A 25,039-nucleotide genomic window follows, 5' to 3' on the forward strand; every position below is an offset into this window, starting at 1 on the left:
ACAAAAAAAGGAGAATGTAATTCTCCTTTGACCATTTTCAAACCTATAGTTTTGGAAATGGCTCTTTTGGGTTGTAAAATTAACAAAGAGGGAACAACCACGTTTTATCCCTCTTTGTCATCAACCTCAGGAGAGTTATACTCTCCTTTTTCATTCTATAAACCCACAGATTATTTACTGGTGTTATAGGTGATGGTATTGTTTTTACAATCCACAGCGACACGGTAATGCAGATCGGATTTCGACCCTCTGACCACTAAAGGCAGCGAGTAGCCATCTTCAGTTTTCGTCACTTCACTGTCGTTGATCCATGCAACCGCTTTTTTACCCACGGCCGCTTTTTCATCCGCCCAACGTGGTAACCGGTTATTCATAAAATCATTTTTAACCTGCGCCGCAATTTGTGGCTCAGTAAGATTGCCACAGCTCACAAATGCCGCTGCTTTACCTTCTTCCTTGTTAGCACTGAATGCAAACGAACTTAATGCAAGCGCACAACTGCCTAAAACCATTGCTATTTTTTTATTAACATTCATACCGTCCTCCGGCATCTACGAAATGTAGATGAAATTGAGATCCATTGTACTCACCAAAACTGCAGCATCATTAACAACGCGCGTATAGGCAGACGTTGTCTATTTAGTGTAGTTGTAAAAATAAAACCTATGAGCAAAATGACTTAACTGATATGAATTTATCAGAAATATTTTTAAATGTTAATAGGATGTTTATTAATTATTAATTTTCGTCATCGAATCGAGCAACAATCTGCTCTTTACCTTGATGGTTTTCCCTGATTTCTTGAGCGACAAGCGCAATCGCCTCTCCGCTGCTCATGCCTTCTGCCATCAATTGGTGAATGCGTTCAACCGCTTCTTGTTGCTCTGCGTGGGAAAGTGCTGGCATACCTGAAAACATAATCAACCTCTTTAAATTGCAGACTTATTTAATACGTTAAGATTTTCAGCAAATTTTAACAGCTCTTGCCTTAATAAGGTAAGATTATATGGTAATCTGGCATTATTCACTTGTGGAACCTGATTTTAATTGATTGATATGGCTATTAATAAAATACAACTCCCTTACAGCCCCAATGTGGCATTAGATTATTTTGCACCGTTATCGCACCAACCATGGGCCATGCTGCTTCATTCTGGTCAAGCTGAACACTCTCATAACCGTTACGATATGATTGTCGCTGACCCAGCTGTCACCCTATTAACTCGCGGTTTGCAAACGGAGATTCAAGCGCAAAATCAGCCTGCTCAGTTTTCAGAAAAAGATCCCTTTGCCCTTTTACAGCAATATATGGATCAATATCAAGCCGCCAAATTTACTGATGAAACTCTGCCGTTCCAAGGTGGTGCAATGGGAATTTGGAGCTATGACTTAGGTCGCCGTATCGAAAAACTTCCTGAACTTGCCACGACAGAACTGCAATTTCCCGATATGGCGGTGGGTATCTATTTATGGGCTCTTATTGTTGACCATCATGAACAGCGTGTGACCTTATTCAGCCATCAAGATGTCGAGCAACGACTCACTTGGTTACAGGCTCAAAAAGCCTCTCGTAAAAGTGCCTTCGCACTAACATCCCCATGGCATGCCAACATGACCGAAGCGCAATACCATGAAAATATTGCCCGTATCCATCAATATTTACGTGAGGGGGATTGCTACCAAATCAACCTGGCTCAGCGCTTTAAAGCCAAATATAAGGGCAATGAGTGGGATGCATTTTTAACGCTGAATGAAAGCAACCGTGCCCCATTCTCCTCGTTTATTCGCTTACCCGATAATGCGGTTATCAGTGTTTCTCCTGAACGCTTTATTTTATTAGAGAAAGGTGAAATTCAAACTCGCCCGATTAAAGGAACCTTGCCTCGCTTAGACTCACCAGAGGAAGACCAACTCCAAGCAGAAAAATTAGCCAATTCGCCAAAAGATCGCGCTGAAAACTTGATGATTGTAGATTTGCTGCGTAATGACATTGGACGTGTTGCCAAGCCGGGTACCGTACGCGTTCCTGAGCTTTTCAAAGTGGAGCCTTTTCCCGCTGTTCATCACCTCGTTAGCACCATCACCGCCACATTAGACAGCCAATACCAAGCCACCGATTTACTGCGCGCCTGCTTCCCCGGCGGTTCCATTACGGGCGCACCTAAAATTCGCGCAATGCAGATTATTGAAGAATTAGAGCCCAATCGTCGACATGGATATTGTGGCGCAATCGGCTATATTAGTTTCTGTGGCAATATGGATACGAATATCACAATCCGTACGCTGATAACTGATAAAAAACAGATTTATTGCTGGGCAGGTGGCGGTATTGTTGCTGATAGCCAAGCAGATAAAGAGTACCAAGAAACCTTTGACAAATTACGCCTGATTTTGCCAAAACTAGGAAAACTCGATAGCGATGACTGAGCTAAATAGCTTTATTAACCGTTTTCAATTTACACTCCCGCTTTCTCGCCAACCCGCCACATCGGCGGGTAAAGCGGCCGCAGTGCTATTGCCAATTATTAATAAATCCAATCCGACATTATTGCTCACGCAACGGTCACCACTATTACGTTCTCATGCCGGTCAAGTGGCATTTCCAGGCGGTTCACGCGATCCTGAAGATTCAAACTTAATTGCGACCGCATTACGAGAAGCCTACGAAGAAGTCGCCATTCCACCAGAGAAAGTGCAGGTCTTAGGGCGGCTTGCACCTATCTCCAGTATTGGGGGTTATCAAGTCACCCCAATTGTGGGTCTTGTACCCGATAATATTCGCTATCAGGCGAATCCTAGCGAAGTTTCCTCTATTTTTGAAATTCCCCTGTTTGATGCGTTATCCCTGCAAAAACATAAATATGTGGATATCAATCGCTCTGGCCGCGAAAAACGGGTCTTTTTCTATTGGTATAACAATCACTTAGTCTGGGGACTCACTGCATCCATCCTGCACCAGCTTGCTCTACAACTGGATTAGCCTTCATAGTCAACAATCCTTTTATTCAATCATTTTTTCACTATCCAAAATACAATTAGTGCTATTTATAACCAATCCACCTTATGTAACTACCTTATTTCAAAAAATACTTTAAACTTACTGGTTAACACTACGAAATAACAGTAAAGTAGCGCCCTTTAAAATAAATCACTATATCTTCATCTTTTGTTTAAGGAGTCCTGCGTGATAAGCGTTTTCGACATGTTTAAAGTGGGCATTGGCCCTTCAAGCTCTCATACCGTTGGTCCGATGAAAGCTGGGAAAGAATTTGTCGATGATTTGGTCAATAAGCAATTATTGCCATCCGTCACCCGTGTCGCAGTAGACGTTTATGGCTCTTTATCCCTAACAGGTAAAGGTCACCATACCGATATCGCCATTATTATGGGTTTAGCAGGTAACCTCCCTGCTACCGTTGACATTGAATCAATCCCATCCTTTATCAAGAATGTGGAAGAAACAGAAAAGCTGCTATTAGCCAATGGCACTCATACTGTTGATTTCCCACGTGAGGGTGGCATGAATTTCCGTCAAGATAACTTACCGTTACATGAAAACGGTATGACTATCCACGCCTTCGCTGGCGATAAGGAAATTTACACTAAAACTTATTATTCCATCGGCGGTGGTTTCATTGTCGATGAAGAACATTTTGGTCAAACCTCTTCAGACAGTAAACCTGTCTCTTATCCGTTTAATTCCGCGAGTGAATTACTCCTAAAATGTAAAGAATCCGGCTTATCGATTTCTAGCCTGATGATGAAAAATGAGCTGGATTTGCACCCTCGTGAAGAAATTGACGCTTACTTTGCGGATGTATGGAAAACCATGCAAGCCTGTATTGAACGCGGTCTGAACACTGAAGGGGTCCTTCCAGGTCCATTGCGCGTTCCTCGTCGTGCACCGGCACTGAACCGCTTAGTGACCTCTGCGAGTAAACTGTCTAATGACCCGATGAACGTGGTTGATTTAATCAACATGTATGCATTGGCCGTTAACGAAGAAAACGCAGCAGGTGGTCGTGTTGTTACAGCACCAACTAACGGTGCTTGTGGTATCGTTCCGGCTGTTTTGGCCTACTACAACCATTGCGTTGAACCCGTTACACCAGAACTTTACTTGCGCTATTTCTTAGCGTCTGGCGCCGTTGGTATTCTGTATAAAATGAATGCGTCTATCTCTGGCGCAGAAGTGGGTTGCCAAGGCGAAGTTGGTGTTGCCTGCTCAATGGCGGCGGCAGGTTTAGCAGAATTATTTGGCGCAAGCCCAGAGCAAGTCTGCATTGCAGCTGAAATTGGTATGGAACACAACTTAGGTTTAACCTGTGACCCTGTTGCCGGACAAGTTCAAGTACCTTGTATTGAACGTAACGCAATCGCCTCTGTTAAAGCTATCAATGCCGCACGCATGGCTTTACGTAGAACCAGCGAGCCTCGCGTTTCTCTCGATAAAGTTATCGAAACCATGTACGAAACGGGTAAAGATATGAATGCCAAATACCGCGAAACATCTCGTGGTGGCTTAGCTATCAAAGTCCAGTGTGATTAATCAGTAAGATTAAGCCTCCCTCTTCATTACTCATTTAAATGGTGAAGAGGGTGTTTTATCCTCACTCTTTCTGCGCTTATTTAATTTTTTTAATTAAGTCTATTGAACTCCAACACCTTCATCAAAATAACATCTCCCCTCTTTTTACTTTTCTCGTTTCAGCTTTCGATTTTTATCGTCTATGATCGTTTTATTTCTTCAGTTCTCTCACGCGGGTTTCTATTTTTTGAATCGCTATTTCCATTCTGTTATTCCTTTAAATTCTATTGATCAGTCCTGTTTTTGCTCACTTTTTACTCTCCATGACGAATTTCTTATCAAATAAACCGATTTTTTGTTACCGATAACAGAGTGTAATTCTTTCCTATTTAAATAAACTAAAATTATACTCTGTAAATATTTATATATTTAGAGTTATAGGTTTATTTATCAGTAATATTTGGATCTGTTTTTATTTTTCTGACGCGAAACAAGTTTTTTAGATTAATCCTAGTGATATGATCAGGCTGACCATTCAGCTAATAATTGCACTTAACTAATTATTAGCTAGCCACTTAGTTTGAATTTATTCAGCTACTATTTAAGGTGCAGGGGAAACACATAGAGAAGGAGTCCAGTTTCTAACTTCTATTCTATCGTCAATGATGTTTCGATTTATCTGTTAAGAGGGAAAAATAGTGAGTATAGCTATTATGATTGGTACCCACGGAGTTGCTGCTGAACAGCTACTCCGAACCACCGAGATGTTAATAGGCGAGCAAGAAAACGTCTCGTTTATTGACTTTGTCCCTGGGGAAAATGCTGACACCCTATTTGAAAAATACACACAAAAGCTGACTACTCTTGATACCTCAGCGGGTGTGCTATTTCTTGTTGATACATGGGGAGGTAGTCCATTTAATGCTGCTACACGCATTGCCAATGAGCATGACAATTACGAAATCATTACAGGCGTAAATGTCCCAATGCTCGTCGAGACCTTTATGTGCCGCGATGACAACCCATCCATGGATGAGCTGATCACCGTCGCGCTAGAAACAGGTCGCGGTGGCATCCGTCCATTCAAGTTTAAAGAAGCTGTTTCAGAAACTCCTGCGCCCGCAGCGGTCAGTGCATCTGCTCCACAACCTGTTATTGCAGGTCCGGGCGAACACATGATTATTGCTTTGGCGCGTGTTGATGACCGATTAATTCACGGTCAGGTGGCGACTCGCTGGACAAAAGAGATGCGTGTTAAACGCATTATCGTTGTCAGTGATGAAGTAGCCAAAGATACCGTTCGCTCTACCTTACTGAAACAAGTTGCTCCTCCAGGTGTTACCGCCCACGTTGTTGACGTAGACAAATGTGTCCGTGTTTACAACAACCCGAAATATTCCGGCGAGCGCGTGATGCTGTTATTCACTAACCCAACAGATGTACAGCGTATTGTTGAGCAAGGCGTTGAGATTGACTCGGTCAATATTGGTGGGATGGCCTATACCGAAGGTAAAACCATGGTCACCAATGCCGTATCAATTAACCAAAAAGATATCGATGCATTCAATTATCTGAATGACAAAAATATTGAGTTAGAAGTTCGTAAAGTCGCTTCAGACAGTAAAGTCCACATGATGGATTTAATTAATAAACTCAAAAAATAATGTTTTAGAAATTAGTTCTTATTGAACCGTTACTCAAAAACAGACTTAGAAACTTGTTGGTTACAGGAGATTAAACAATGGAACTTACCGTTGTTCAAATAGTAATGGTCTTCGTCGTGGCTTGTATCGCCGGTATGGGATCGATCCTCGATGAATTCCAGTTCCACCGCCCTCTCATTGCCTGTACGCTTATTGGTATTGTTCTGGGTGATATGAAAACCGGTATTATTATCGGTGGTACACTGGAAATGATCGCGTTAGGTTGGATGAACATCGGTGCGGCCGTTGCACCAGATGCTGCATTAGCCTCCATCATTTCAACCATTCTGGTTATTGCAGGTGGTCAAAGTATCGGTGCCGGTATTGCAATCGCGATTCCATTAGCTGCTGCGGGCCAAGTCCTCACCATTATTGTACGTACGGTTACCGTTGCATTCCAACATGCAGCAGACCGCGCCGCACTCAATGGCAACTTATCCGCTATTGGCTTTATCCATATTTCTGCGTTATTACTTCAAGCAATGCGTATCGCTATTCCAGCACTCATTGTGGCAGTCTCTGTCGGTACATCAGAAGTACAACAAATGCTGGATTCCATCCCTCAAGTTGTTACTGATGGCCTGAATATCGCTGGCGGAATGATTGTTGTAGTTGGTTATGCAATGGTTATTAATATGATGCGTGCTGGCTACCTGATGCCTTTCTTCTATTTAGGTTTCGTCACTGCGGCCTTCACCAACTTTAACCTTGTTGCTCTTGGTGTGATTGGTACTGTGATGGCTATCCTCTATATCCAACTCAGCCCTAAATACAACAAATCACAAGTTGTTGTTACACAAAACAGTAATAATAACCTCGATAACGAGCTGGACTAGGAGGAATGCAATAATGGTCGATATTACAAAACCAACCGAGAAGCGATTAACTCAAAGCGATATTCGCGGCGTATTTCTTCGCTCTAACTTATTACAAGGTTCATGGAACTTTGAACGTATGCAAGCCTTAGGCTTTTGCTATTCAATGGTTCCTGTTATTCGTCGTCTGTACCCAGATAACAATGATGACCGCAAACAGGCCATCAAGCGTCACCTTGAATTCTTTAACACACACCCTTACGTTGCAGCGCCTATTTTGGGTGTAACGATGGCAATGGAAGAAGAACGTGCTAATGGCGCGGACATCGACGATGGTGCAATCAACGGTATCAAAGTTGGTCTGATGGGACCATTGGCTGGCGTTGGTGACCCTATCTTCTGGGGTACCGTACGTCCTGTCTTTGCTGCACTAGGTGCGGGTATTGCAATGACAGGTAGCTTACTAGGTCCGCTGCTATTTTTCGTTCTTTTTAACTTAGTTCGTTTGCTAACACTTTACTATGGCGTTTCTTATGGCTATAAAAAAGGGATTGATATTGTTCAAGATATTGGCGGTGGATTCCTGCAAAAACTGACAGAAGGGGCTTCAATTCTGGGTCTGTTTGTTATGGGGGCGCTGGTCAATAAATGGACTCACGTCAACATTCCACTCGAAGTTTCGCGGATCAAAAACCAAACCACAGGTGTGGAAGATATCACAACTGTTCAGATGATCCTCGACCAATTAATGCCTGGATTAGTTCCTCTATTGCTGACCTTCGCCTGTATGTGGCTGTTACGCCGTAAAGTGAATGCTTTATGGATCATTATCGGCTTCTTCGGTTTAGGTATTCTGGGTGCTTGGTTAAACTTCTTAGCACCATAATTCCTGTTAAATAATAAAAAGGGAGGTTGCAGCCTCCCTTTTTTACTTTTAAGCTTGGTAACTCGTCCACTTAGTCATGGGTACTCAAATGACCTTAAATGATGTCGTTTTAGCCATTATCATTTTGATCATGCTTGTCTATGCAATCTATGATGAATTTATTCAAGGAACACTGAAAGGCAAAACTCTATTAAAAGTTAACTTAAAACGTAAACATCGAGTGGATGCCATCATTTTTATTGTTCTCATTTGTATCGTCATTTATACAAATATTGTTCGACATGGTAATTTATTAACCACTTATTTATTAATGATTACTATTTTTATGGCTATTTATTTAGCGTTTATTCGTCGACCAAAAGTATTTTTTAAACAAACCGGCTTTTATTTCGCCAATGCGTTTATTTTATATGAGCGAATTAAAACAATGAATTTATCTGAAGATGGTATTTTAATGATTGGATTAGAGCAAAAGAAAGTCCATATTCAAGTCAACCATCTTGATGATTTACAAAAGATTTATGATTTTTTTATTAATCATAAATAACTACTTTATATATTGGTATAAATATTAAGGTTAATTAAATGTTTAATTAACCTTAACTTTGTTAATATCGAAAATGAAAATTATTCTCATTTAAAAAATATATTTATTAATAATTAATATTTTGCCTTTATTAAAATCTATGATATCTTTCGTCCCACGTCATTGGGGAGTAGCCTGTTCTGGAATGTATTCTTTCCAGAAAATCCGTGTCAACATACTCGTTTGTTTTTAAACGTGGTGCGGATGCCATTTATTGGTTGGCAAGACCATAGACACATAAATACGCCTTTTGGTTGGGGGTAATTTATGTGTATATGGAAACACCCAACCGAGATTATTGTTATGAGCTTTTACGCAACTCTCATCCTCGCCTTCGCGCTCTCTATGGATGCTTTCGCTGTCGCTATTTGTAAGGGCGCAGTGCTCCATAAACCTCGTTTTCGTGAAATTCTCCGTACTGGTTTTATCTTTGGTTTTATTGAAGCTATCACACCGATCATTGGCTGGGGCATTGGTATTTTAGCCAGCCAGTATGTTATCCGTTGGGATCACTGGATTGCGTTCGCCCTGCTGTTCATTCTTGGCGGGCGTATGATCTGGCAAAGTCTAACCACCAAAGATGAAGATTGCTGCGCTAAACCATCAAGTCACAGTGCAGGAAATTTAGTGTTATCTGCCATCGCCACCAGCCTTGATGCTATGGCAATTGGTCTAGGTCTGGCTTTCCTGCAAGTAGATATCGTCCATACTGCGATGACTATCGGCTTAACCACGATGATAATGGCCACAATTGGCATGATGATTGGCCGTTACGTAGGTCCATTATTAGGAAAAAAAGCAGAGATTTTAGGTGGGCTGGTGCTTATTGCGATTGGATTTAATATCCTCTTTGAGCATCTCGAATTATTTATGTACGCGTCATGATCTTCCTGTTCCCCCTGAGCCATTCAGGGGGAACAGTTTGAGATTTAATACGGGTTTTAGACTTTATATTGATAAACTCGGATCAGAAAATCAGCGGTATAACCTTTCACGCTTTCCTGCTTTAATTGCTGTTTCACCTCTTCAGAAGCTCGCCACGCAAACGGCGTCATCTCTAACAATGCAAATGCCTCTTCCCCTTCAAGATCCATCATATAATTTAAGCGAGTCTCATCAATCAATTTAAAGTCTGGAAGGTCTTCGTCTTTTGCAGGGTGTAATTTCACTTCATCATAAATCAAGGCTTTTAATTCTTGCAGATGTTCTGCTGCCGGCGTTACCGTAATTAAAACTCCCATTGGTGTTAATACTCGGCTTAATTCTTGCGCCTTACAGGGTGCATAAATACGAATAATGGCACTCAAACTCGAATCAGCAAACGGTAAACGATGACTTGAAGCAACACAGAAATTAACTGATTTATAGCGCTTAGCAGCAAAACGGATTGCCACTTTTGATACATCCAGCCCATACACACTAACAGATTTAGATGCCGCCTTTAATGACTGAGCAAAATGATCAGTGTAATACCCTTCCCCACACCCGATATCGAGTATATTTTCACTGCTCTCAGGTAGATATTGAGCGAGCTTGTCAGCAACCTTATCGCGCATTGGCTGATAATGACCCGCATCTAAAAACTGACGACGAGAAACCATCATTTCTAGGCTATCACCTGGATCTTTAGAACGCTTATGTTGTACAGGGAGCAAATTAACATAACCCTCTTTGGCGCAATCAAACTGGTGATTTGCTTCACAACGATAGCTACTGTTAATTAAATTGAGGGGTTTAAAACACAAGGGGCATTGATAATTCATATGGTTACACTGATTTAAAAATAATGCGCAGTATACCATATAAGCTGTCAAGCAGCGCCATGGAATTATACCCCATGGCACCGTGACGTAATCGAGAGGAGTATAGCGAACTTATTTACCTGCTTTAGCCGCTTCAGGTGCTTTGACTTCACCTGACTGTTTCACTTCACTCTTTTTAACTTCTTTTTTACCATGCTCTGCTTTGGCAACTTCGTGCGTTTTCACACCATGGTTTACATGTTCAGTTTTCGCAGTGGTATTTGCTAATGCAGCACCAGAAACAGCTAATTACAGAACAGTCGCGATTGCTAATAATTTTTTCATTTTGAACGCCTTATTTAAATTCAAACTAACGAGTAATTGATATAAAACTTATATTTTGGTGTAGCTAAAAATTTAAATGGCTTTTTCGGCACTTTTATCTTTAGTTGCACTCACTTTTTTCTCAGTTTTCACTTTTGCGTGATGAGCTTTCGCTGAGTGATGAGCGGCAGCAATTGGCGCTACTGGCTCAGTTTTGGTTGTTGTATTTGCTAATGCAGCACCAGAAACAGCTAATGACAATACAGTTGCGATTGCTAATAACTTTTTCATACTAAGTACCTTAAGATTAATTTATTAAGCAAGGATGTTCTTGCCACATTAATAAATCATATCTACAGATCATTTCGCAATAGGAGAATATTAAAGATTCTTAAGTTTTTTATAGGTTATTTTAATGAATAAATATTTTAATTTTGTTGATACTCCATTTACTTTTAAAGATTAATTTTTAATCGTTTTTTAACTTGCCAATAATTTTATTTTTCAATACATATCAAACAGATAAATCAAAATAAATCTTGATGTTAATTTTTTGATTTTGAAAATCATCTTCATTCCAATTTATTTGATATCTATTTTTTCTTCATTTTTTTAAAAAATTCACTTTTCATCTTGCCAATTTAATAAAGTTTCTTTTTTTGAAGATAGGCTAACTTTTATTTTTATCTAAAAATAACTATTTCTGTTTACTTCAAACAAAAAAGCCATTCAACTTTGAATGGCTTTAAATTCACTATATTCAATTTAAAAATTAAAAATGAGCAAACTCAGGAATCGGTTTACGTCCATGAGCCTCTAAAAAGTCTAAAACACGGCGTGGTGTGGTATTCAAAATCCGGGACTCTGGAAAATCAATGGATTTCAACATCTCAACCACTTCATCAAAACGCCCTAAATAACTGACATGATGTGAATCTGAGCCTAAAGCAACCCAACCGCCTGCTTCTTTCACCGCTTTCGCTATTTCTATACAGTTCTTCTTACTACCCGCTCTAGAATGCAAGAAAGAGGAGTTATTCATCTCTAGTGCTACGTTGCTCTCTTTAGCAGCTTGGGCAACAGCTTTAATATCAATTGGGTATTTAGGGTTGCCGAAAGTATTATTCCCACATCAACACGATAGGGAACAAAAATGAATATCGAGGCAATTAAAGCACGACTTAAATCATTAGATATTAAAGGTTTTCGTAAGCTGAAATTAAAGCGCGAATTATATGTAATTGGTAAGCAATGCGCTTTCATCAATAAAGATACCGCCATCGAATTAATCAAAGAAATCTACTCACTCGGCTTTGAGATAGAAGATTTAAACATGTCCCTAGAGTTGGCTGATAAGGGTCTATTAGACACCGTAACAATTAAACCACGTAATATCTAAGGAGGATCAATCCATGTTTAATAAAATGACTATTTCCGCGCTGGTTCTGGTTATTACTGGTTGCGCTACTAAACAATATCCACAAGCAGCAGTATTAACAGGAGAAGAGTCGAGAGTATTTGATTGTAATACCGTGAATCAAGAAATCGCAAAAGCACGAGCTATTCAGAATGAAATTAACTCGATTAATCAGTTTGACGGGCGTTCTGTTCTGGCTTTTTTAGGTGATTTTGGTATCGGAAATGCAATGGCTAGTAGTGACGCACAAACCAAGGTTACTAACCGCTTAAATCAGCTTGAATCTCTCAAAGTTGATAAATGTAAAAGTAATTGATTTCATGGTTTGGGAGTAATTATGAAACGATATCATGATGGGATTTCATCTAAGACTTTTGGCAACTCCACCAGCATTAAATTGAGGGTAAAGGATGTGTTATTAGCTATCGGGATCGTATTGCTTCTGAGCATCAACGTTTAATAAAATTATTTGGTTTTTATTTGTAATAATTTTTATATGTAATAGTAGATTGGAGTGATTATGAAACTTTCCGTTATTGTTATCGCTATGACTTTCTCTGGTTCTGTATTAGCTCACTCAGCTGGCGATATCCTAGTCAAAGGTGGATACTCTCGCTTTGATGGTAATACAGAATTCACAGCGGAAAATCGCCAAGATTACTTTAACGAAAATATGAGTAATGAAAGTAATGGGTTTTCATTGTCTGTCACTAATATGGTTTCAGATAATGTAGGGTTAGATTTGACGTATAACCACGGGCTTAAGATTGATTCTCACTATAATGTCACAGTAAAAGATTATAATACTCGACATTTATCAGGGGATTTTAGTGTTGAGGGAGCACCGATTACATTAACTGCTAATTATTATTTCGGTAATAGTCAAAGCAAGTTTAGACCATTTATCGGTGCGGGCGTGGCTTATACTCACTTTAATTCAGCGAATAGTAGTTCATCCTCTTCTTATTATGATGAGTGGAAACAAGATACTCTTCTTAAGCATGAGGTGACACCATCTCTTGGATTATCTGCTAAGGCTGGATTTGATTATTATCTAACCGATAATTTGATGGTGGGCGCATCAGCGACTTATATCACTTCCTATGCGGATTATAACTATACCTATGTATATAAAGATTCATATAGAAGTGAAGAACGCCCAGAATCAAAAAGACTCAAAATTAATCCTCTAATCGCAACTATCAGTATAGGTTATCGCTTCTAATCTACGTCACCCTAGCCCCGCCGTGTGTGGGGCTTTTCATTGAGGTTAATATGACTAAGTTATATTCCTATATTCGATTCTCTAGTATCAAACAAGCCGATGGTAGTTCATTTGAGCGACAAAAGAGAACAGCAAAAGAAATTGCTGAAAAGTATGGGCTTGAATTAGTAACGAGTTATGAAGACTTTGGAGTGTCTGCTTTCAAAGGTGCTAACTCTAAAACTGGGGCATTATCTCGCTTCTTAGATGAAATCGGGAAATCTGTTCCTGTCGGGTCTTGGTTATGCGTGGAAAACCTAGATAGGATCTCTAGGCAATCCATCATTGAAGCACAAGAATTATTCCTTTCTATTATAAGGAGAGGAATTACTATCGTTACTGGCATGGACGGAAAAGTCTATTCTAAAGAGTCCGTCAACGCCAACCCTATAGACTTACTATTAAGTGTGATGCTATTCGCTAGGGCTAACGAGGAAAGCCAGACAAAAAGGAATCGGACTAACTCAAGTGCATTAATCAAAATCAAAGCACATCAGGAACATCCCCAAAACCCAGCAGTCGCAATAGAAGAAATTGGTAAGAATATGTGGTGGGTTGATACTACCTCGGGATTCGTTTTACCTCATCCGGTGTATTTCCCTATCCTACAAAAAATAATCCAAATGCGCAGAGATGGCTATTCCTCAAAGAGCATACTGGATTATCTAGATGAGAATTACACTCCCCCACAAGCAACCAGCAATAAGACTCATAAAAAATGGTCTCATGTCATGGTCTCGCGTCTATTCCACAATAAATCTCTTATTGGCATCAAGACCGTAAAAGTTGATGGTGTTGAGTATGAGTTAAAGGATTATTACCCTAGGGTATTATCAGACAGTGAATATTATTTCTTGAAAAAGAACATTGTTAGAAGTGCTAAGGGATATGGAATAGAAAGCGAAAAGATATACCCTTTGTTAACTGGTATCGGGTTGCTTAGATGTGGTCATTGCGGATCATCGATGGTTAAACGTAAAGCGACTAATGGGAAAATTGAACAATATCGCTATGGTTGTGATGGAGTTTCGAAGTTTAGAAATGAGTGTCTCTATTCTAATTGGAGTTTTAGAGCGACTCCCCTTGAACATGCCGTTTTACAATTATTGGCTGATAAGATATGGGTCGCTGAGGATAAAACTAATCCTATCCCCGAAATAACCGCCCAAATCGATGAGATATCAAGAAAGATTGATAATCTAATTGCTCTTAGTGCAATGACGGGAGCAACTAAGGAACTGGCTAATCAAATCACAGAGCTAAATTCTCAACGAGAACGCCTACACGAAGAGATTAGAGTCTTTGAAAGGGAAATGTATTCTGTAGACTCTCAAGGATGGGATAAGCTCGCAGAATTTGATTTAAGTGATGTTAAAAATATTGAACGCCAAAAGATAAAATTGAAGATTAAAGGAGCACTGAGGACTATCGAATGCTACAGAATCGATAAAAGTAAAAACCTATTTGTTTTGGTCTATCTAGACGGATTAAGGCAAAGGATAGTGATAGAAAATGCTAGGGGTGTCCGTAAGGGTCAAACTTATGTCGATTTGAAGACTATTAACGATAAACAGATATTACAAAGTGCGGGATTGGTATTACATCCATGTATAGAAATGCTGACTGATAAGGATTGGAAACCAGAGCAAGAAGTATCCGGTCTATTGTCTGAGGAATTTGGTATATAGAGTTAAGCCGTAGGAACTCCCTACGGCTTAACTCTATATATATTTTTAGATTGTTATAGTATTCAACCAAAATTAAATCTCATCAAAGATCTCGATTCAGCCTTACAGTTTTTTATAAAAAGCAATTTACAATCATAAAGTGGAAAATAAAATCCATTATTTCAATAAATCAATACCTATTGTATGTGATTTCCTAGGTGAAATCGCTTAGAGTATAGCAATAATCACTAAGCAATCTATTAACATTAAATAAGAGTTATAAAAAGGAACATTAAAATGTCTGGATTTCGACTTGATTTATCCAAAATGTCTAAAGGTATTGATAGTAACACAGCTATTCCTCCGCGAGATATATTCACCACCCTTCCAAATAAAAATGCAAAATTTCAATATCCGCGAGATGTGCAATCAGAAGTTTGGGAAAGATGGTTTAATGTTAGAAACAACCCCACTTCAATTATAAAAATGAACACTGGAAGTGGAAAAACTTCTGTTGGATTAATTATATTAAAAAGCTGTATTAACGAAGGTGTTGGTCCAGCAGTGTACCTTGTACCTGATAATTACTTGGTCAAGCAAGTTATGGAAGAAGCCATGCAACTCGGTATTCCTGTAACTTTAGATGAAAAATCTCCAAAATTTATTGCTGGTCATGAAATTCTCGTTACGAATATATATAAAATCGTTAATGGCAAATCTGTTTTTGGTGTTGGGGATGATGGCGAAAAAATACAAATTGGTTCTATCATCATTGATGATGCCCATGCATGTCTATCTACCATTGAAGAGCAATTTACGTTAGATATTAGTAAAAGTAATCCAGCATATGCCAAACTATTCAAAATGTTTGAAAGCTCCTTAATGAATCAATGTTCAGCTAAAACATTAGAGATAAAATCAGGTGATAAAAACCCATACATTAGAGTTCCATTTTGGAAATGGCAAGAAAGCATCAACGAAATAACAAAAATAATTTTAGAAAATAAAAATAGCACAGATATATCTTTTAAATGGGCACTAATAAAAGAAAATCTCTTGCTATCAAAATGTATAGTTAATGCAACAAAAATTGAAATATCTCCCCATTGCATTCCCATTCATATGATTCCAAGTTTGTCAAATGCTAGGCGAAAAATATTCATGACCGCAACCCTTGTTGATGAATCCATATTAGCTAGCCATTTTGGAATAACAGATGAATCATTAGCTAACCCAATAACACCTAAAACAATAGGAGATATTGGAGATAGAATGATTTTAATGCCTCAAGTAATAAATCCCGATTTAACTGATCTAGAAATAAAAGAAATGTGCAAAGATATTTCTAAAGCACACAATGTCGTCGTTCTCGTTCCCTCAGATCATAGAGCAAAATTTTGGGCTGATGTTGCAAACAAAATACTAGATAAAGACACTATACATGATGGTGTCAAAGAACTTAGAAATCGTCACGTAGGGCTTGTTGTACTGACAAATAGATATGATGGTATTGATTTACCAAATACGGCTTGTCGCCTTTTAGTTATTGATGGTCTTCCTGACGTTCGCCGCTTAGTAGACAAAACTACTCAAAGTGTTTTACTTGGAAGCGAGAAAACCAAAGATGATATCATCCAAAAAATAGAACAAGGAATGGGACGAGGTGTCCGCTCAAGTGATGATTTTTGCGGTGTCATACTATTAGGCAAAGCTTTAAATGGTGCAGTGTTCCTTGGATCATCTCTAGAAAAATTTTCTCCTGCCACTAAAGCTCAAATAAAATTATCACAAGAATTAGTTAAAATTTTGCCCGATACTACGATCTCTGCAATTAGGAGTGCTCTTGATTATTGTTTATTATGCGAGCCAGAGTGGAAATCAATGAGTAAAGGAGCATTAGCTGGTTTATCCTTAGAGCAAAAAAAAGTTGATATCCACACTATTAATAAAAGAAAAGCTTATGATCTTGCTTCAAGAAATATGGCACAGAAAGCTGCGGGAATTTTAATAAATGGGAGTAATATTACGGATAAAATTCATAGAGGCTTTTTGAAAGAACATGCTGCTGAATATATTAATTTATATGACAACAAAGAGTCCCAGATTTTATTACAATCAGCATCTAACGATAATTATCGAGTTTTAAAACCTCTATCCGGAGTTAGATATAACAGGTTAAATAATATATCATTAGAACAAGCGAAAGAATGCAGCTCTTATTTTAAATCGAATTTCAACGATGCAAATGAAATAATTATCCATACAAATTTAATTATTGAAAATCTTATTTTTATGGAAGAAACATCTAATTCATTTGAAAATGCAATTGATCAAGTAGCTAAATTAATTGGATTTAAAAGTCATCGACCTGAAAATGATACAGGAAAAGGTCCAGATAACTTATGGTCGTTAGGTAATAATTGCTATCTAGTCATTGAATGTAAAAATGGAACTACAACAAGTAAAATAAGCAAACATGACTGCAATCAGTTAAATGGGTCTGCTGAATGGTTTAAAAGTACATATGACCAAACTGCCAAATTTTATCCCATAATGATACACTGCTCAAACCACCCAGAATATGCAGCAACTTTGGGTAGTAGTTCTAGAATCATGACATCTAATGACCTTGATAATTTTAAAAGTGCAGTTCTTAATTTTATTAAGGCTGTTTGTTCTGAAGATAAAAGACATGATCATGATTTCATTCATGAGAGATTGATATCATATAAATTAAGAGCATCTGATATCGTCAATAATTATTCAAGAAAATTTAAGACTTCTTGACATATTAAAATTTATTTTAAATTCAGAATCAGAAAAAGCGCCCATTAAAAGCGCTTTTTTAGTTCGATTTGCTACCACCGGGCTTTATAATCACGAACATCAATATGAGTGAAAGTGTTATATTTGCCGATACCGTATGAATGAGGATATTTCTCTGTGAGGTACTTGTGAACCTCTACAGGGGAAACACCGGACACCCTGATATCTGCCGCAATACCCTTGAGATGCATGCTATTTTTAGCCCCGCCAACATTTTTATTATGAGTAGGACAGCGATTAGCACTATTGATAATTACTGGCTTGCCGAAATGCTCACGAACATCAACTAGGACAGTCAATAATTCATCAGCAACATCGGATTGACCACACCCACACCTACATGCAAATTCTTGTTTTTTAAAATATTTATGCATGTAACACCTCCTAACTAATGTACTCTAAAATATACCCGTTAAAGGACATTCCCCTTAGATAAAATCTTTGTTCACCGACGACAATCGCCCTAACCTTTTCACCCGCTGGGTCAAAGTTATATGGGTTAATCACGTCGACTTCTTGACCTACTCGGTAACGGAATTTAGGTCGCTTAGTTTGAGTTGAAACGCAAAATACGTCTGACGATTCTGGGTTGCGCAGAAATGATTTGAATTTTTTGTGTTTGACCATGCTAGCCGGAAAATCATGAGTCATTGATTCAGGGCTGATGCCATTCACAAAAATTCCGGACAATTGTTGCACTGTATATGTGGGAAATCGTTCGAATAAATCCATAGAAAAATCCTCGCTTAAATTAACTTCATGCGATTATTTATCATTCGTAGGATTTCTTTTTTGTTCTGCTTCCATGAACCAAGTACAGCTTGACGGCTGGTAGTCTCTTTGATTGCGACTAAGCGACGCCCTACCGTTTTCCCCTTACCGTTCTTTTTCAATCTAGGGTTTTTCTTGGTAGGATCGATAAGGATAGTTCTACCTTTCTTAGTCTTAACCTTGAGATATTTCTTGGAATTTAGTTGTCGAATGTTACCGTAAGCGTTAGTCCTATTCTTAGCGACTGGCTGGAACTTAGTAACATCCTCGCCTTTAAAGTAAGGACTGAGATAAACGGCTTGATTGTCGTAAATGTAAATCGTGCTAACTATCGCTCGACGTGTCCTATTGAATTTGAAACCAACTGAGCGTTTGGTGAAAGCGGTTGGATTATCAATCTTGCGATTGATTTTCTCTTGCAAATTGACGCTTGCAGACTTACACACCTTAACGAACTTTCGACCGTAGTCGTCCGTTTCCTTAATTTTCCATTTATCCAAGTCCGCCTTAACTTTTTTCTTATTAGTTTTTATCTTAGCCATTTTATAACCCCACTAACGAAAAAACCCCCGCCATAGTCTTCAATAGCTGATCGTCTACATTTAATTTGGGTAGATTCAATCCGAAAGAAGAATTGAGCAGGGGTTGAATTACAACGTTATAAGTGAGGGAGAAAATGAATAGATAACCAACATATTTTTTGAGTTTATCCATAATAACCCCTTATTATTTTTATTTTTGAGTTTTTAATAAATCAAGCACCTGATCGAATTTAGCATCCAAAGAACCTAGTTTCACATTAACTGAATGTAATACTTCCTCTACATGCTTAACTCTATCTACAGTCTGAGTATGGTTTTCATGAATACTATTAAGCTTTTGTTTTAAAAGCTCATCTGTAGCCTCAAGCTTAACCATTCTCGACTCGGTAGCTAATTGATTTCGGTGTAACCGCCATAAACCACCAGCGAAAATACAAAGAATTGTTATTCCGCCGTAAATTGTGTCTATTACCATATTAGACCCCTTTCTATTATTTAAAATGTGGCAAAGTTATTTATAAAAAACCCGCCTATCTCCGAAGAAATAGACGGGTTTAATTAATTTAAATTTTAAGAAAGTTAATTAAAAATAAAATAATAATTAACTAATAGTTATTCCGGTTGTAGCTTTCTTAAAGACCATAACAATACAGTCGGAAATATAACCGCGCGGGGTGTAGCTACCTAGTGAATCAGCAGAAACGCGAAATTCAAGAGTCATAGCACCTTGTCCCGCTGGCATATCATAGACACCAGAATAGATTTGAGTTGCTGATGCAGTAGTTTTTCCGTAGACGTGAGAACCATTCTTATATACATTTAAAGTAACTGTCTCCGCCCACTCTCGCCCATCTTCCATTTTTACGTTATTCCCACGGAAGATAATCGCAGGAACTACAATCTGGCGGTCGAATGGGTGATCGTCTTCTATTCGAACAACTACCGAACCCTCTGGGTATCTATCATTCTCCCCTTTAGTCGGGAATTTCTTACCGACGGTCTTAACGAAATCACCTTTCACCTGATTAGCGGACAATTGACCCAAGATAGTGCAATCTTCATTAATTATCATGTTGTTCAATTCACCAGCGTTACCGTATAAAGTACCTCTTACGGTCGCATCCATGAAAGACGCATTACCAGCCTTATCAATATACCAACCATCTTTACCATTCCAGTTATTGGATTGAATGACGTTACCAATTTTGGCATTATCAATCGCACCGTCTGTGATGTGGGCTGTCTGGATTGCTGCATTACCAATATGAGCGCTATTAATTGCCGCATTACCAATTTTGGCGTTAGTAATTGAAGCATCACCGATTTGGGCTGTACCGATAGAACCGTTTTTAATAACTGCCCCATCCATATAGACTTTGTTCCCTTCAACGACAAAAGGAACGATGTCACTTCCATCCTGTGGTGCAACTGCAAATTTATCAGCCGTGAAAATTACCTTAGTAGGAATTGCCGGCTCGTTGCTTGCCGACATATGCATACCAGCCACACGACCATCTGCATTAACCGCTAAGTTATACTTGCTGTTAATAGTTCCTTTCAAAGAGTCGATTTTCACATCCATTTCTTGGTTAACGCCCGCAATTTTACCGTCCATTTCCACTCGAACCTGATCAATCTTGGTTGCGGTGACTTTCTCGGAATCGGCGACTACTTTCTCCATTTCAGTGACAGCAGCATCAACGGTCGCACCTGTCTCGGTAGTGATTTGCTTATGAAGTCTATCGAGTTTGATATCTGCATCTGCACCCGCTTGCTGTAATGCATCTTGGATTGTTTCGTCTAAGCGATCTTGCATTCCTAATAGTTCATCAAGTGCTTCTTTGTCTTGGTCTTCCCATGAAATGACTGATTTCATTTTCATGAATACTGGTTCAGACCAAACAACATCATCCACCCCGAAAATATCGTAATGACCAGCACGAAGATAATAATCACCGTCAGCGATATCGAAAGAGGTATGAGTCATTGAGTTAGTAGAAACACTTCTCGCGTCGGTAAATTCTGCATTCGTTGCATACTGGATAACTGTTCCGGCATAGTCTGCCTCATGTGCATCCGTCCAACTAACAAATGCGGTATTGAATCCACCTCTCGCACTAAAACTCTGAACTGGTTTGTGTTGTGGGTTTAATGCCACCAAACGAGCTACAGCACTCTCTGAACCGTTGAAACCTTTAGCTGACACCTCGACTATAATCTCACGAGAAAGCCCGTTAAATTGGTTCTGGTCGAGTGTATAAGTCCATGTTTCAGGGTCTCTAGTCCGATATTGGATTGAATGCCCGTCTTTATGAGTTAACTTGATGATATAGGCATCGAAAAGGTCGCTGAATTTGGTTGTTTCGCCATTAATTTCAACGTCTAAGCCTTGCTGATTATCCCACTCGATAACTAGGTCATTACCATCAAAATGATGTGGCTGCGAACCCTGATTACGAATTCTGATAACCGGAGTCGGTAACTCATAAGTCACTGTAGGATTTTGATTGATTAACTCAACCCATTCAGAACGCGCGATGATACCGAAAGCACATACCCGATAATCATAATTTTGGTCTGGATTTAAGGCTGTGACAGAAAAGATTTTCTGCGAGGTTTGACCTAACTTGATCCAGTTTTCAGAACCACTCACACGATAATCAACTTGGAAGCCATAGCGGTTAAAATCTTCTGGGGCATCCCATGTCAAAGTGATGTTTTTACCGTAGATTGTTTGACCAGTAGCCTTGATTTTTAAATCAGTCGGGGTCTGAACTGTCATAGAATCCGGTAAACCACTCGGGCGATTATCTGGCTTAGTCGCATAATCCAAATCAGTATAGACTTTAGAATTATACTCAGTGGCAGTGATAGTCATTAATCCAGCAATACCACTATCGATTGTTCTTTCTATGGCAGTGATACGCCAAAGGGAATTTTTCAATTTTAATTCATCGTGAGTTACGCTAATAACATCCCAGACTTCGGCTGTAAATGCGTCTGTAGTTGCAAAGCTGATCACTTGAGTGATACGAGATTTGTTTCTTTCGACACTCGCCAGCTTATCAATCTGGTCTTTATCCTTAACAAAGCGATACTCGATATCCTTAGAGATAATACGCCCATCTTGAATGATAGTTTCGTCGGTATCGGCAACTGATGGATAGCGTAACATTTGCTCGGAATAGTCAATTTCAGGATCTTGATACACTGCGTTGATGGTGTTGAAATAGCCATTAGTACCACCAGTTTTCAGTGTCACTTTACCCATCATTATATTGTCTTCGTCAAAGGTATGTTTCACGATGTCCGGAGCATCAAGTTTTAGTGTGATGCGTCCAAAGGATTCAAACATAACCCCGCCAAACGTCTGCATTAATCCGGTTAAATTCTCTTTGAAACTAGCGTTAGGATCACACGCCCCGTTAGACACAAAGCCTAGATCCTTGACTTGTTTACGAACTTTCAAGAATGAATCAATGTTGATATTCTCAATCGGTACTGAAAGCCCATATTTTGTGTTAGTCAGATAATGAAAAATCTGGTCTACGCCATTGGTGCTAGGTTCGATTTCATTCGTTTCAAGGTTGCGAATTTTTAAGCCACATACATCAACCGCGATTTGGCTATTTGGTTGTAAGATATCAACACCAGCCGCAAGGGATTTATCATCTTTGCGCAAGACTACGCACATTGTCGCGATGCCGTTTCCGGTGTAGCGGTCATCCCAATCTGAACCTAAGTGATGCTTAGCAAGATTCAAAACAGTATTAGGGTTTTTACCAGTACGAAATTCAACCTCTAAGACTTTACGATATTCACCTTTGATTGTTGCATTTGGCACTTGTCCATCACGTAAAATCAATTCTTTACTAGTAAAAACATTTTTATTGTCAATGTGTAAGGCTTTGAAATGGTCGATTTCACCCTCAGAGATAGCGAAAATCTGAACTAATTTATTATTTGCTTGTTTTGAAATAGCCTTGTAAACACATATCGCCCCCACTCGTGTAGTACCAAAAATAACTGGTAATACGGTCTTAGGGTCATTTGATGTCCCTAACGTTGTAGAATTATCAGGGCTTTGCACTTTCGGGGTTTTTGGTGTTGCTGCAACACTAGCGATTAAAGTCATTGCACCAGCAGCCAAACCAATTGCGACGGCTGTCATTACTGAGAAAGTAGCTGCGGCTGCCATACCAGCCGACGCACCAGCAATTACCGCCCCGAGGATAGCCGTTACTGCCATTTTTCACCTCCAAAACGATAAACATTCTCGTATTCAATTTCATAAACTGGACAAGTCACCCAAACGTCATTTTCGTTAGTGGTTAAGCAGTAGCCAGAAAAGTAGATACTGACTGAATAATATTTTCGTCTGCCTAATTTGTGTTCTGTGACTAAGAGATCCCCGTCTTCCAGCTCATCGTTTACGAGATTAAAATTTTCTTTAATTGGTTGAAGAACGTGCGAATAACCGCATAGGTCTTTTGATTTTTTAAGCCCGTCTTCAAGCGAGTTATAGTGTTGATAGAGTTTTGAAAAGAGGTCTGACCCCGTGAGAATATCTATGATTTTGCAAGCCACGATATTGCAATCATTTTCACCGTAAACACGGGGTTGACCGATTAGAGAATTAATAAAATCAGTGATAAGCCTAGTTTTAATCATAAGCACCTCCATGATTTTATTTACTAGGCTTAATTTGAAAGGATTATTTGTTAGAGCTAAACCATTTTGCCTCGGAATTCCATTTGCCCGCCCTACTAAAGAATAGGTCGTTTTCATTCCCTGCATATGCTCGATGAATACCATCTGAGGCATGACTACGAGCGTTTTTCTCTAAGACTTCCCAGATACTATTCAATTGAATTTCACTCTCGTTTGTACACTCAGCATCGTCATATTCGATATTCACACTAATGGAATCGACAACACCACGGAAAACAGGGAAAGTGGTTTCAACTCGTCCAGTGTTAGGGTTTAGGAAAACCATTTCAATTTTTACATCTGACTTATCAAACTGTTTGTTGCGAATCAGAGTGATATATTCATCGCGGACATTCGAGATAGTGACGTTAATCCCGTTATTGTTAATCTCTTTCTCCTCGGCATTACTAGAGATGTTCAAGAAATCACCAGTTGCTAAGTAAGTGAATCCGTTATAGTCCAAATCGAAATAACCGTCTGTTAATCTCAGTACGTCACCTGATGCCGTAACAACCTCGACGATATGGAACATAGACCCAGTTGAGAATAACTGTGGGAGAGTTAATCGTTTAACCTCTTGCCCCGTAAAATCGTTATATACCTCGATAAAATCTTGGTTTGTGCATAGTTTATTAAAGGATTCTTGGATAGTAGCCATTAGACATTCTCCACAAATTCAAATTTCATTTTGCCGATCTGGGCAATTGAGAAATTGATATCATCAGTTTTGAGAACAAATTCACCCTCTGGGTTTTGATACTTGACAACCTCACCCGCTAAAACATTTTGACGTAAGTTAGGGAAGAGTTTCATTTCTCCATTACCCTTTACGTCTTCTGTGATAGTGTATAGCTTTTTGTGATTCTCAAATTGAATGACAGTACCCGCCTTTAATGTCCCAGCAAAATTTGACAAAGTAACCTTACGTCCACCCTTAGATGAATTTACTGATACTGTAACCATGTCCTTAACATCGCCCGTATATTTTGTGTAATACGACAGCGAAATATTGAAAGGACGTCCAAAGATGTGCTTAGCGATAAATTCTTTAACTTCGTTGATATGTTCAGCCATATAGTTTGCGGTAAATTCACCCTCAAAGAATTGAATTCCGGTGAATCGACGCTGAAACTTGCCAGAAATTGATTGGGCTGAAAAGAAAGGTTGTTTTGACTTCAAAACAAAATCTGAAATCTTAATATTCTTGGATTTAAACATAAAAATACCCCCTAGTTTTAGATGTATTTATTCAACTAGG

Annotated in this window: 26 protein-coding genes, 1 pseudogene and 1 riboswitch; of the genes and pseudogenes, 13 read left to right on the plus strand and 14 right to left on the minus strand. The window is 39.0% G+C overall.

The features are described 5' to 3' along the window. Positions 1-170: 170 nt before the first annotated feature. Both yebF and HFU86_RS10115 read right to left on the minus strand, forming a co-directional pair. Positions 171-536, minus strand: coding sequence for a protein YebF (gene yebF, locus HFU86_RS10110; protein WP_132496037.1), 366 nt, complete (start codon positions 534-536; stop codon positions 171-173). A 202-nt stretch (positions 537-738) separates the two neighbouring features. Then, on the minus strand, positions 739-918 hold the full coding sequence (locus HFU86_RS10115) for a YoaH family protein (RefSeq protein ID WP_036954826.1): 180 nt from the start codon (positions 916-918) through the stop codon (positions 739-741). A 138-nt stretch (positions 919-1,056) separates the two neighbouring features. Between HFU86_RS10115 and pabB the strand changes: the two genes are divergently transcribed. The 8 genes from pabB (at position 1,057) to mntP (ending at position 9,403) form a co-directional block, all read left to right on the plus strand. Next, positions 1,057-2,427: an aminodeoxychorismate synthase component 1 gene (gene pabB, locus HFU86_RS10120; RefSeq protein ID WP_187129166.1), complete on the plus strand. Its 1,371-nt coding sequence runs from the start codon at positions 1,057-1,059 to the stop codon at positions 2,425-2,427. Beyond that, the gene (locus HFU86_RS10125) at positions 2,420-2,980 is read left to right on the plus strand and encodes a CoA pyrophosphatase (RefSeq protein ID WP_187129167.1); all 561 of its coding nucleotides are present in this window, start codon (positions 2,420-2,422) and stop codon (positions 2,978-2,980) included. The genes pabB and HFU86_RS10125 overlap by 8 nt, the downstream gene beginning before the upstream one ends. Positions 2,981-3,184: 204 nt before the next feature. Continuing rightward, positions 3,185-4,549, plus strand: coding sequence for an L-serine ammonia-lyase (locus HFU86_RS10130; protein ID WP_036953382.1), 1,365 nt, complete (start codon positions 3,185-3,187; stop codon positions 4,547-4,549). Between the two features lie 677 nt (positions 4,550-5,226). Continuing rightward, the gene (gene manX, locus HFU86_RS10135; RefSeq protein WP_336431767.1) at positions 5,227-6,192 is read left to right on the plus strand and encodes a PTS mannose transporter subunit IIAB; all 966 of its coding nucleotides are present in this window, start codon (positions 5,227-5,229) and stop codon (positions 6,190-6,192) included. A 77-nt stretch (positions 6,193-6,269) separates the two neighbouring features. After that, entirely contained in the window at positions 6,270-7,067 is a 798-nt protein-coding gene (locus HFU86_RS10140; protein ID WP_006658800.1) for a PTS mannose/fructose/sorbose transporter subunit IIC, read from the plus strand. 13 nt (positions 7,068-7,080) lie between these two features. Further along, positions 7,081-7,932 carry a PTS mannose transporter subunit IID gene (locus tag HFU86_RS10145; protein WP_132496040.1) on the plus strand — a complete coding sequence of 284 codons (852 nt, stop codon included), beginning with the start codon at positions 7,081-7,083 and terminating at the stop codon, positions 7,930-7,932. A gap of 88 nt (positions 7,933-8,020) precedes the next feature. After that, positions 8,021-8,479 (plus strand): DUF986 family protein, encoded by a 459-nt coding sequence (locus HFU86_RS10150; RefSeq protein ID WP_132496041.1) that lies wholly within the window; start codon positions 8,021-8,023, stop codon positions 8,477-8,479. A gap of 152 nt (positions 8,480-8,631) precedes the next feature. After that, positions 8,632-8,815: riboswitch (yybP-ykoY riboswitch) on the plus strand. A gap of 6 nt (positions 8,816-8,821) precedes the next feature. Next, positions 8,822-9,403, plus strand: a complete 582-nt coding sequence (gene mntP, locus HFU86_RS10155; protein ID WP_132496100.1) for a manganese efflux pump MntP — start codon at positions 8,822-8,824, stop codon at positions 9,401-9,403. 56 nt (positions 9,404-9,459) lie between these two features. Here the strand turns inward: mntP and rlmA are convergent, their stop codons facing one another. The 3 genes and pseudogenes from rlmA to HFU86_RS10175 form a co-directional block, all read right to left on the minus strand. Continuing rightward, positions 9,460-10,281, minus strand: a complete 822-nt coding sequence (gene rlmA / locus HFU86_RS10160) for a 23S rRNA (guanine(745)-N(1))-methyltransferase (RefSeq protein ID WP_132496042.1) — start codon at positions 10,279-10,281, stop codon at positions 9,460-9,462. A gap of 396 nt (positions 10,282-10,677) precedes the next feature. Then, positions 10,678-10,875 (minus strand): hypothetical protein, encoded by a 198-nt coding sequence (locus HFU86_RS10170; protein WP_006658806.1) that lies wholly within the window; start codon positions 10,873-10,875, stop codon positions 10,678-10,680. A gap of 481 nt (positions 10,876-11,356) precedes the next feature. Beyond that, a pseudogene (locus HFU86_RS10175) lies at positions 11,357-11,698 on the minus strand (phosphatase); the annotation flags it as partial. Positions 11,699-11,737: 39 nt separating this feature from the next. On the opposite strand from HFU86_RS10175, the gene HFU86_RS10180 reads away from it, so the two are divergent. The 5 genes from HFU86_RS10180 (at position 11,738) to HFU86_RS10200 (ending at position 17,719) form a co-directional block, all read left to right on the plus strand. After that, entirely contained in the window at positions 11,738-11,983 is a 246-nt protein-coding gene (locus HFU86_RS10180; RefSeq protein ID WP_187129168.1) for a hypothetical protein, read from the plus strand. A gap of 13 nt (positions 11,984-11,996) precedes the next feature. Next, a complete protein-coding gene (locus HFU86_RS10185) occupies positions 11,997-12,317 on the plus strand; it encodes a hypothetical protein (protein WP_187129169.1) in 321 nt (106 codons plus the stop codon). A gap of 204 nt (positions 12,318-12,521) precedes the next feature. Further along, the gene (locus HFU86_RS10190; protein WP_187129170.1) at positions 12,522-13,226 is read left to right on the plus strand and encodes an OmpW/AlkL family protein; all 705 of its coding nucleotides are present in this window, start codon (positions 12,522-12,524) and stop codon (positions 13,224-13,226) included. A gap of 50 nt (positions 13,227-13,276) precedes the next feature. Beyond that, on the plus strand, positions 13,277-14,953 hold the full coding sequence (locus HFU86_RS10195; RefSeq protein ID WP_187129171.1) for a recombinase family protein: 1,677 nt from the start codon (positions 13,277-13,279) through the stop codon (positions 14,951-14,953). A 276-nt stretch (positions 14,954-15,229) separates the two neighbouring features. Beyond that, positions 15,230-17,719: a DEAD/DEAH box helicase family protein gene (locus HFU86_RS10200; protein WP_187129172.1), complete on the plus strand. Its 2,490-nt coding sequence runs from the start codon at positions 15,230-15,232 to the stop codon at positions 17,717-17,719. A gap of 71 nt (positions 17,720-17,790) precedes the next feature. On the opposite strand, the gene HFU86_RS10205 is transcribed toward HFU86_RS10200, so the two are convergent. The 9 genes from HFU86_RS10205 to HFU86_RS10245 all read right to left on the minus strand — a co-directional run bounded on the left by HFU86_RS10205 (position 17,791) and on the right by HFU86_RS10245 (position 24,999). Beyond that, entirely contained in the window at positions 17,791-18,132 is a 342-nt protein-coding gene (locus HFU86_RS10205; RefSeq protein ID WP_187129173.1) for a D-Ala-D-Ala carboxypeptidase family metallohydrolase, read from the minus strand. A gap of 10 nt (positions 18,133-18,142) precedes the next feature. Next, positions 18,143-18,490, minus strand: coding sequence for a hypothetical protein (locus HFU86_RS10210; RefSeq protein WP_187129174.1), 348 nt, complete (start codon positions 18,488-18,490; stop codon positions 18,143-18,145). A gap of 14 nt (positions 18,491-18,504) precedes the next feature. Continuing rightward, positions 18,505-19,071, minus strand: a complete 567-nt coding sequence (locus HFU86_RS10215) for a hypothetical protein (RefSeq protein ID WP_187129175.1) — start codon at positions 19,069-19,071, stop codon at positions 18,505-18,507. A gap of 1 nt (position 19,072) precedes the next feature. Continuing rightward, a complete protein-coding gene (locus HFU86_RS10220; RefSeq protein ID WP_187129176.1) occupies positions 19,073-19,243 on the minus strand; it encodes a hypothetical protein in 171 nt (56 codons plus the stop codon). 18 nt (positions 19,244-19,261) lie between these two features. Then, on the minus strand, positions 19,262-19,546 hold the full coding sequence (locus HFU86_RS10225) for a hypothetical protein (RefSeq protein WP_187129177.1): 285 nt from the start codon (positions 19,544-19,546) through the stop codon (positions 19,262-19,264). 126 nt (positions 19,547-19,672) lie between these two features. Then, complete coding sequence (locus HFU86_RS10230; protein ID WP_187129178.1) at positions 19,673-23,320, minus strand: phage tail tip domain-containing protein; 3,648 nt, start codon at positions 23,318-23,320, stop codon at positions 19,673-19,675. After that, positions 23,311-23,742 (minus strand): DUF6950 family protein, encoded by a 432-nt coding sequence (locus HFU86_RS10235; RefSeq protein ID WP_255425968.1) that lies wholly within the window; start codon positions 23,740-23,742, stop codon positions 23,311-23,313. The genes HFU86_RS10230 and HFU86_RS10235 overlap by 10 nt, the downstream gene beginning before the upstream one ends. Before the next feature lie 43 nt (positions 23,743-23,785). Then, the gene (locus HFU86_RS10240) at positions 23,786-24,439 is read right to left on the minus strand and encodes a baseplate hub domain-containing protein (RefSeq protein ID WP_187129180.1); all 654 of its coding nucleotides are present in this window, start codon (positions 24,437-24,439) and stop codon (positions 23,786-23,788) included. Next, on the minus strand, positions 24,439-24,999 hold the full coding sequence (locus HFU86_RS10245) for a hypothetical protein (RefSeq protein ID WP_187129181.1): 561 nt from the start codon (positions 24,997-24,999) through the stop codon (positions 24,439-24,441). The genes HFU86_RS10240 and HFU86_RS10245 overlap by 1 nt, the downstream gene beginning before the upstream one ends. Positions 25,000-25,039: the final 40 nt, after the last annotated feature.

This window comes from Providencia sp. JUb39 (assembly GCF_012272845.1).
GTDB classification, from domain to species: Bacteria; Pseudomonadota; Gammaproteobacteria; order Enterobacterales; family Enterobacteriaceae; genus Providencia; species Providencia lanzhouensis.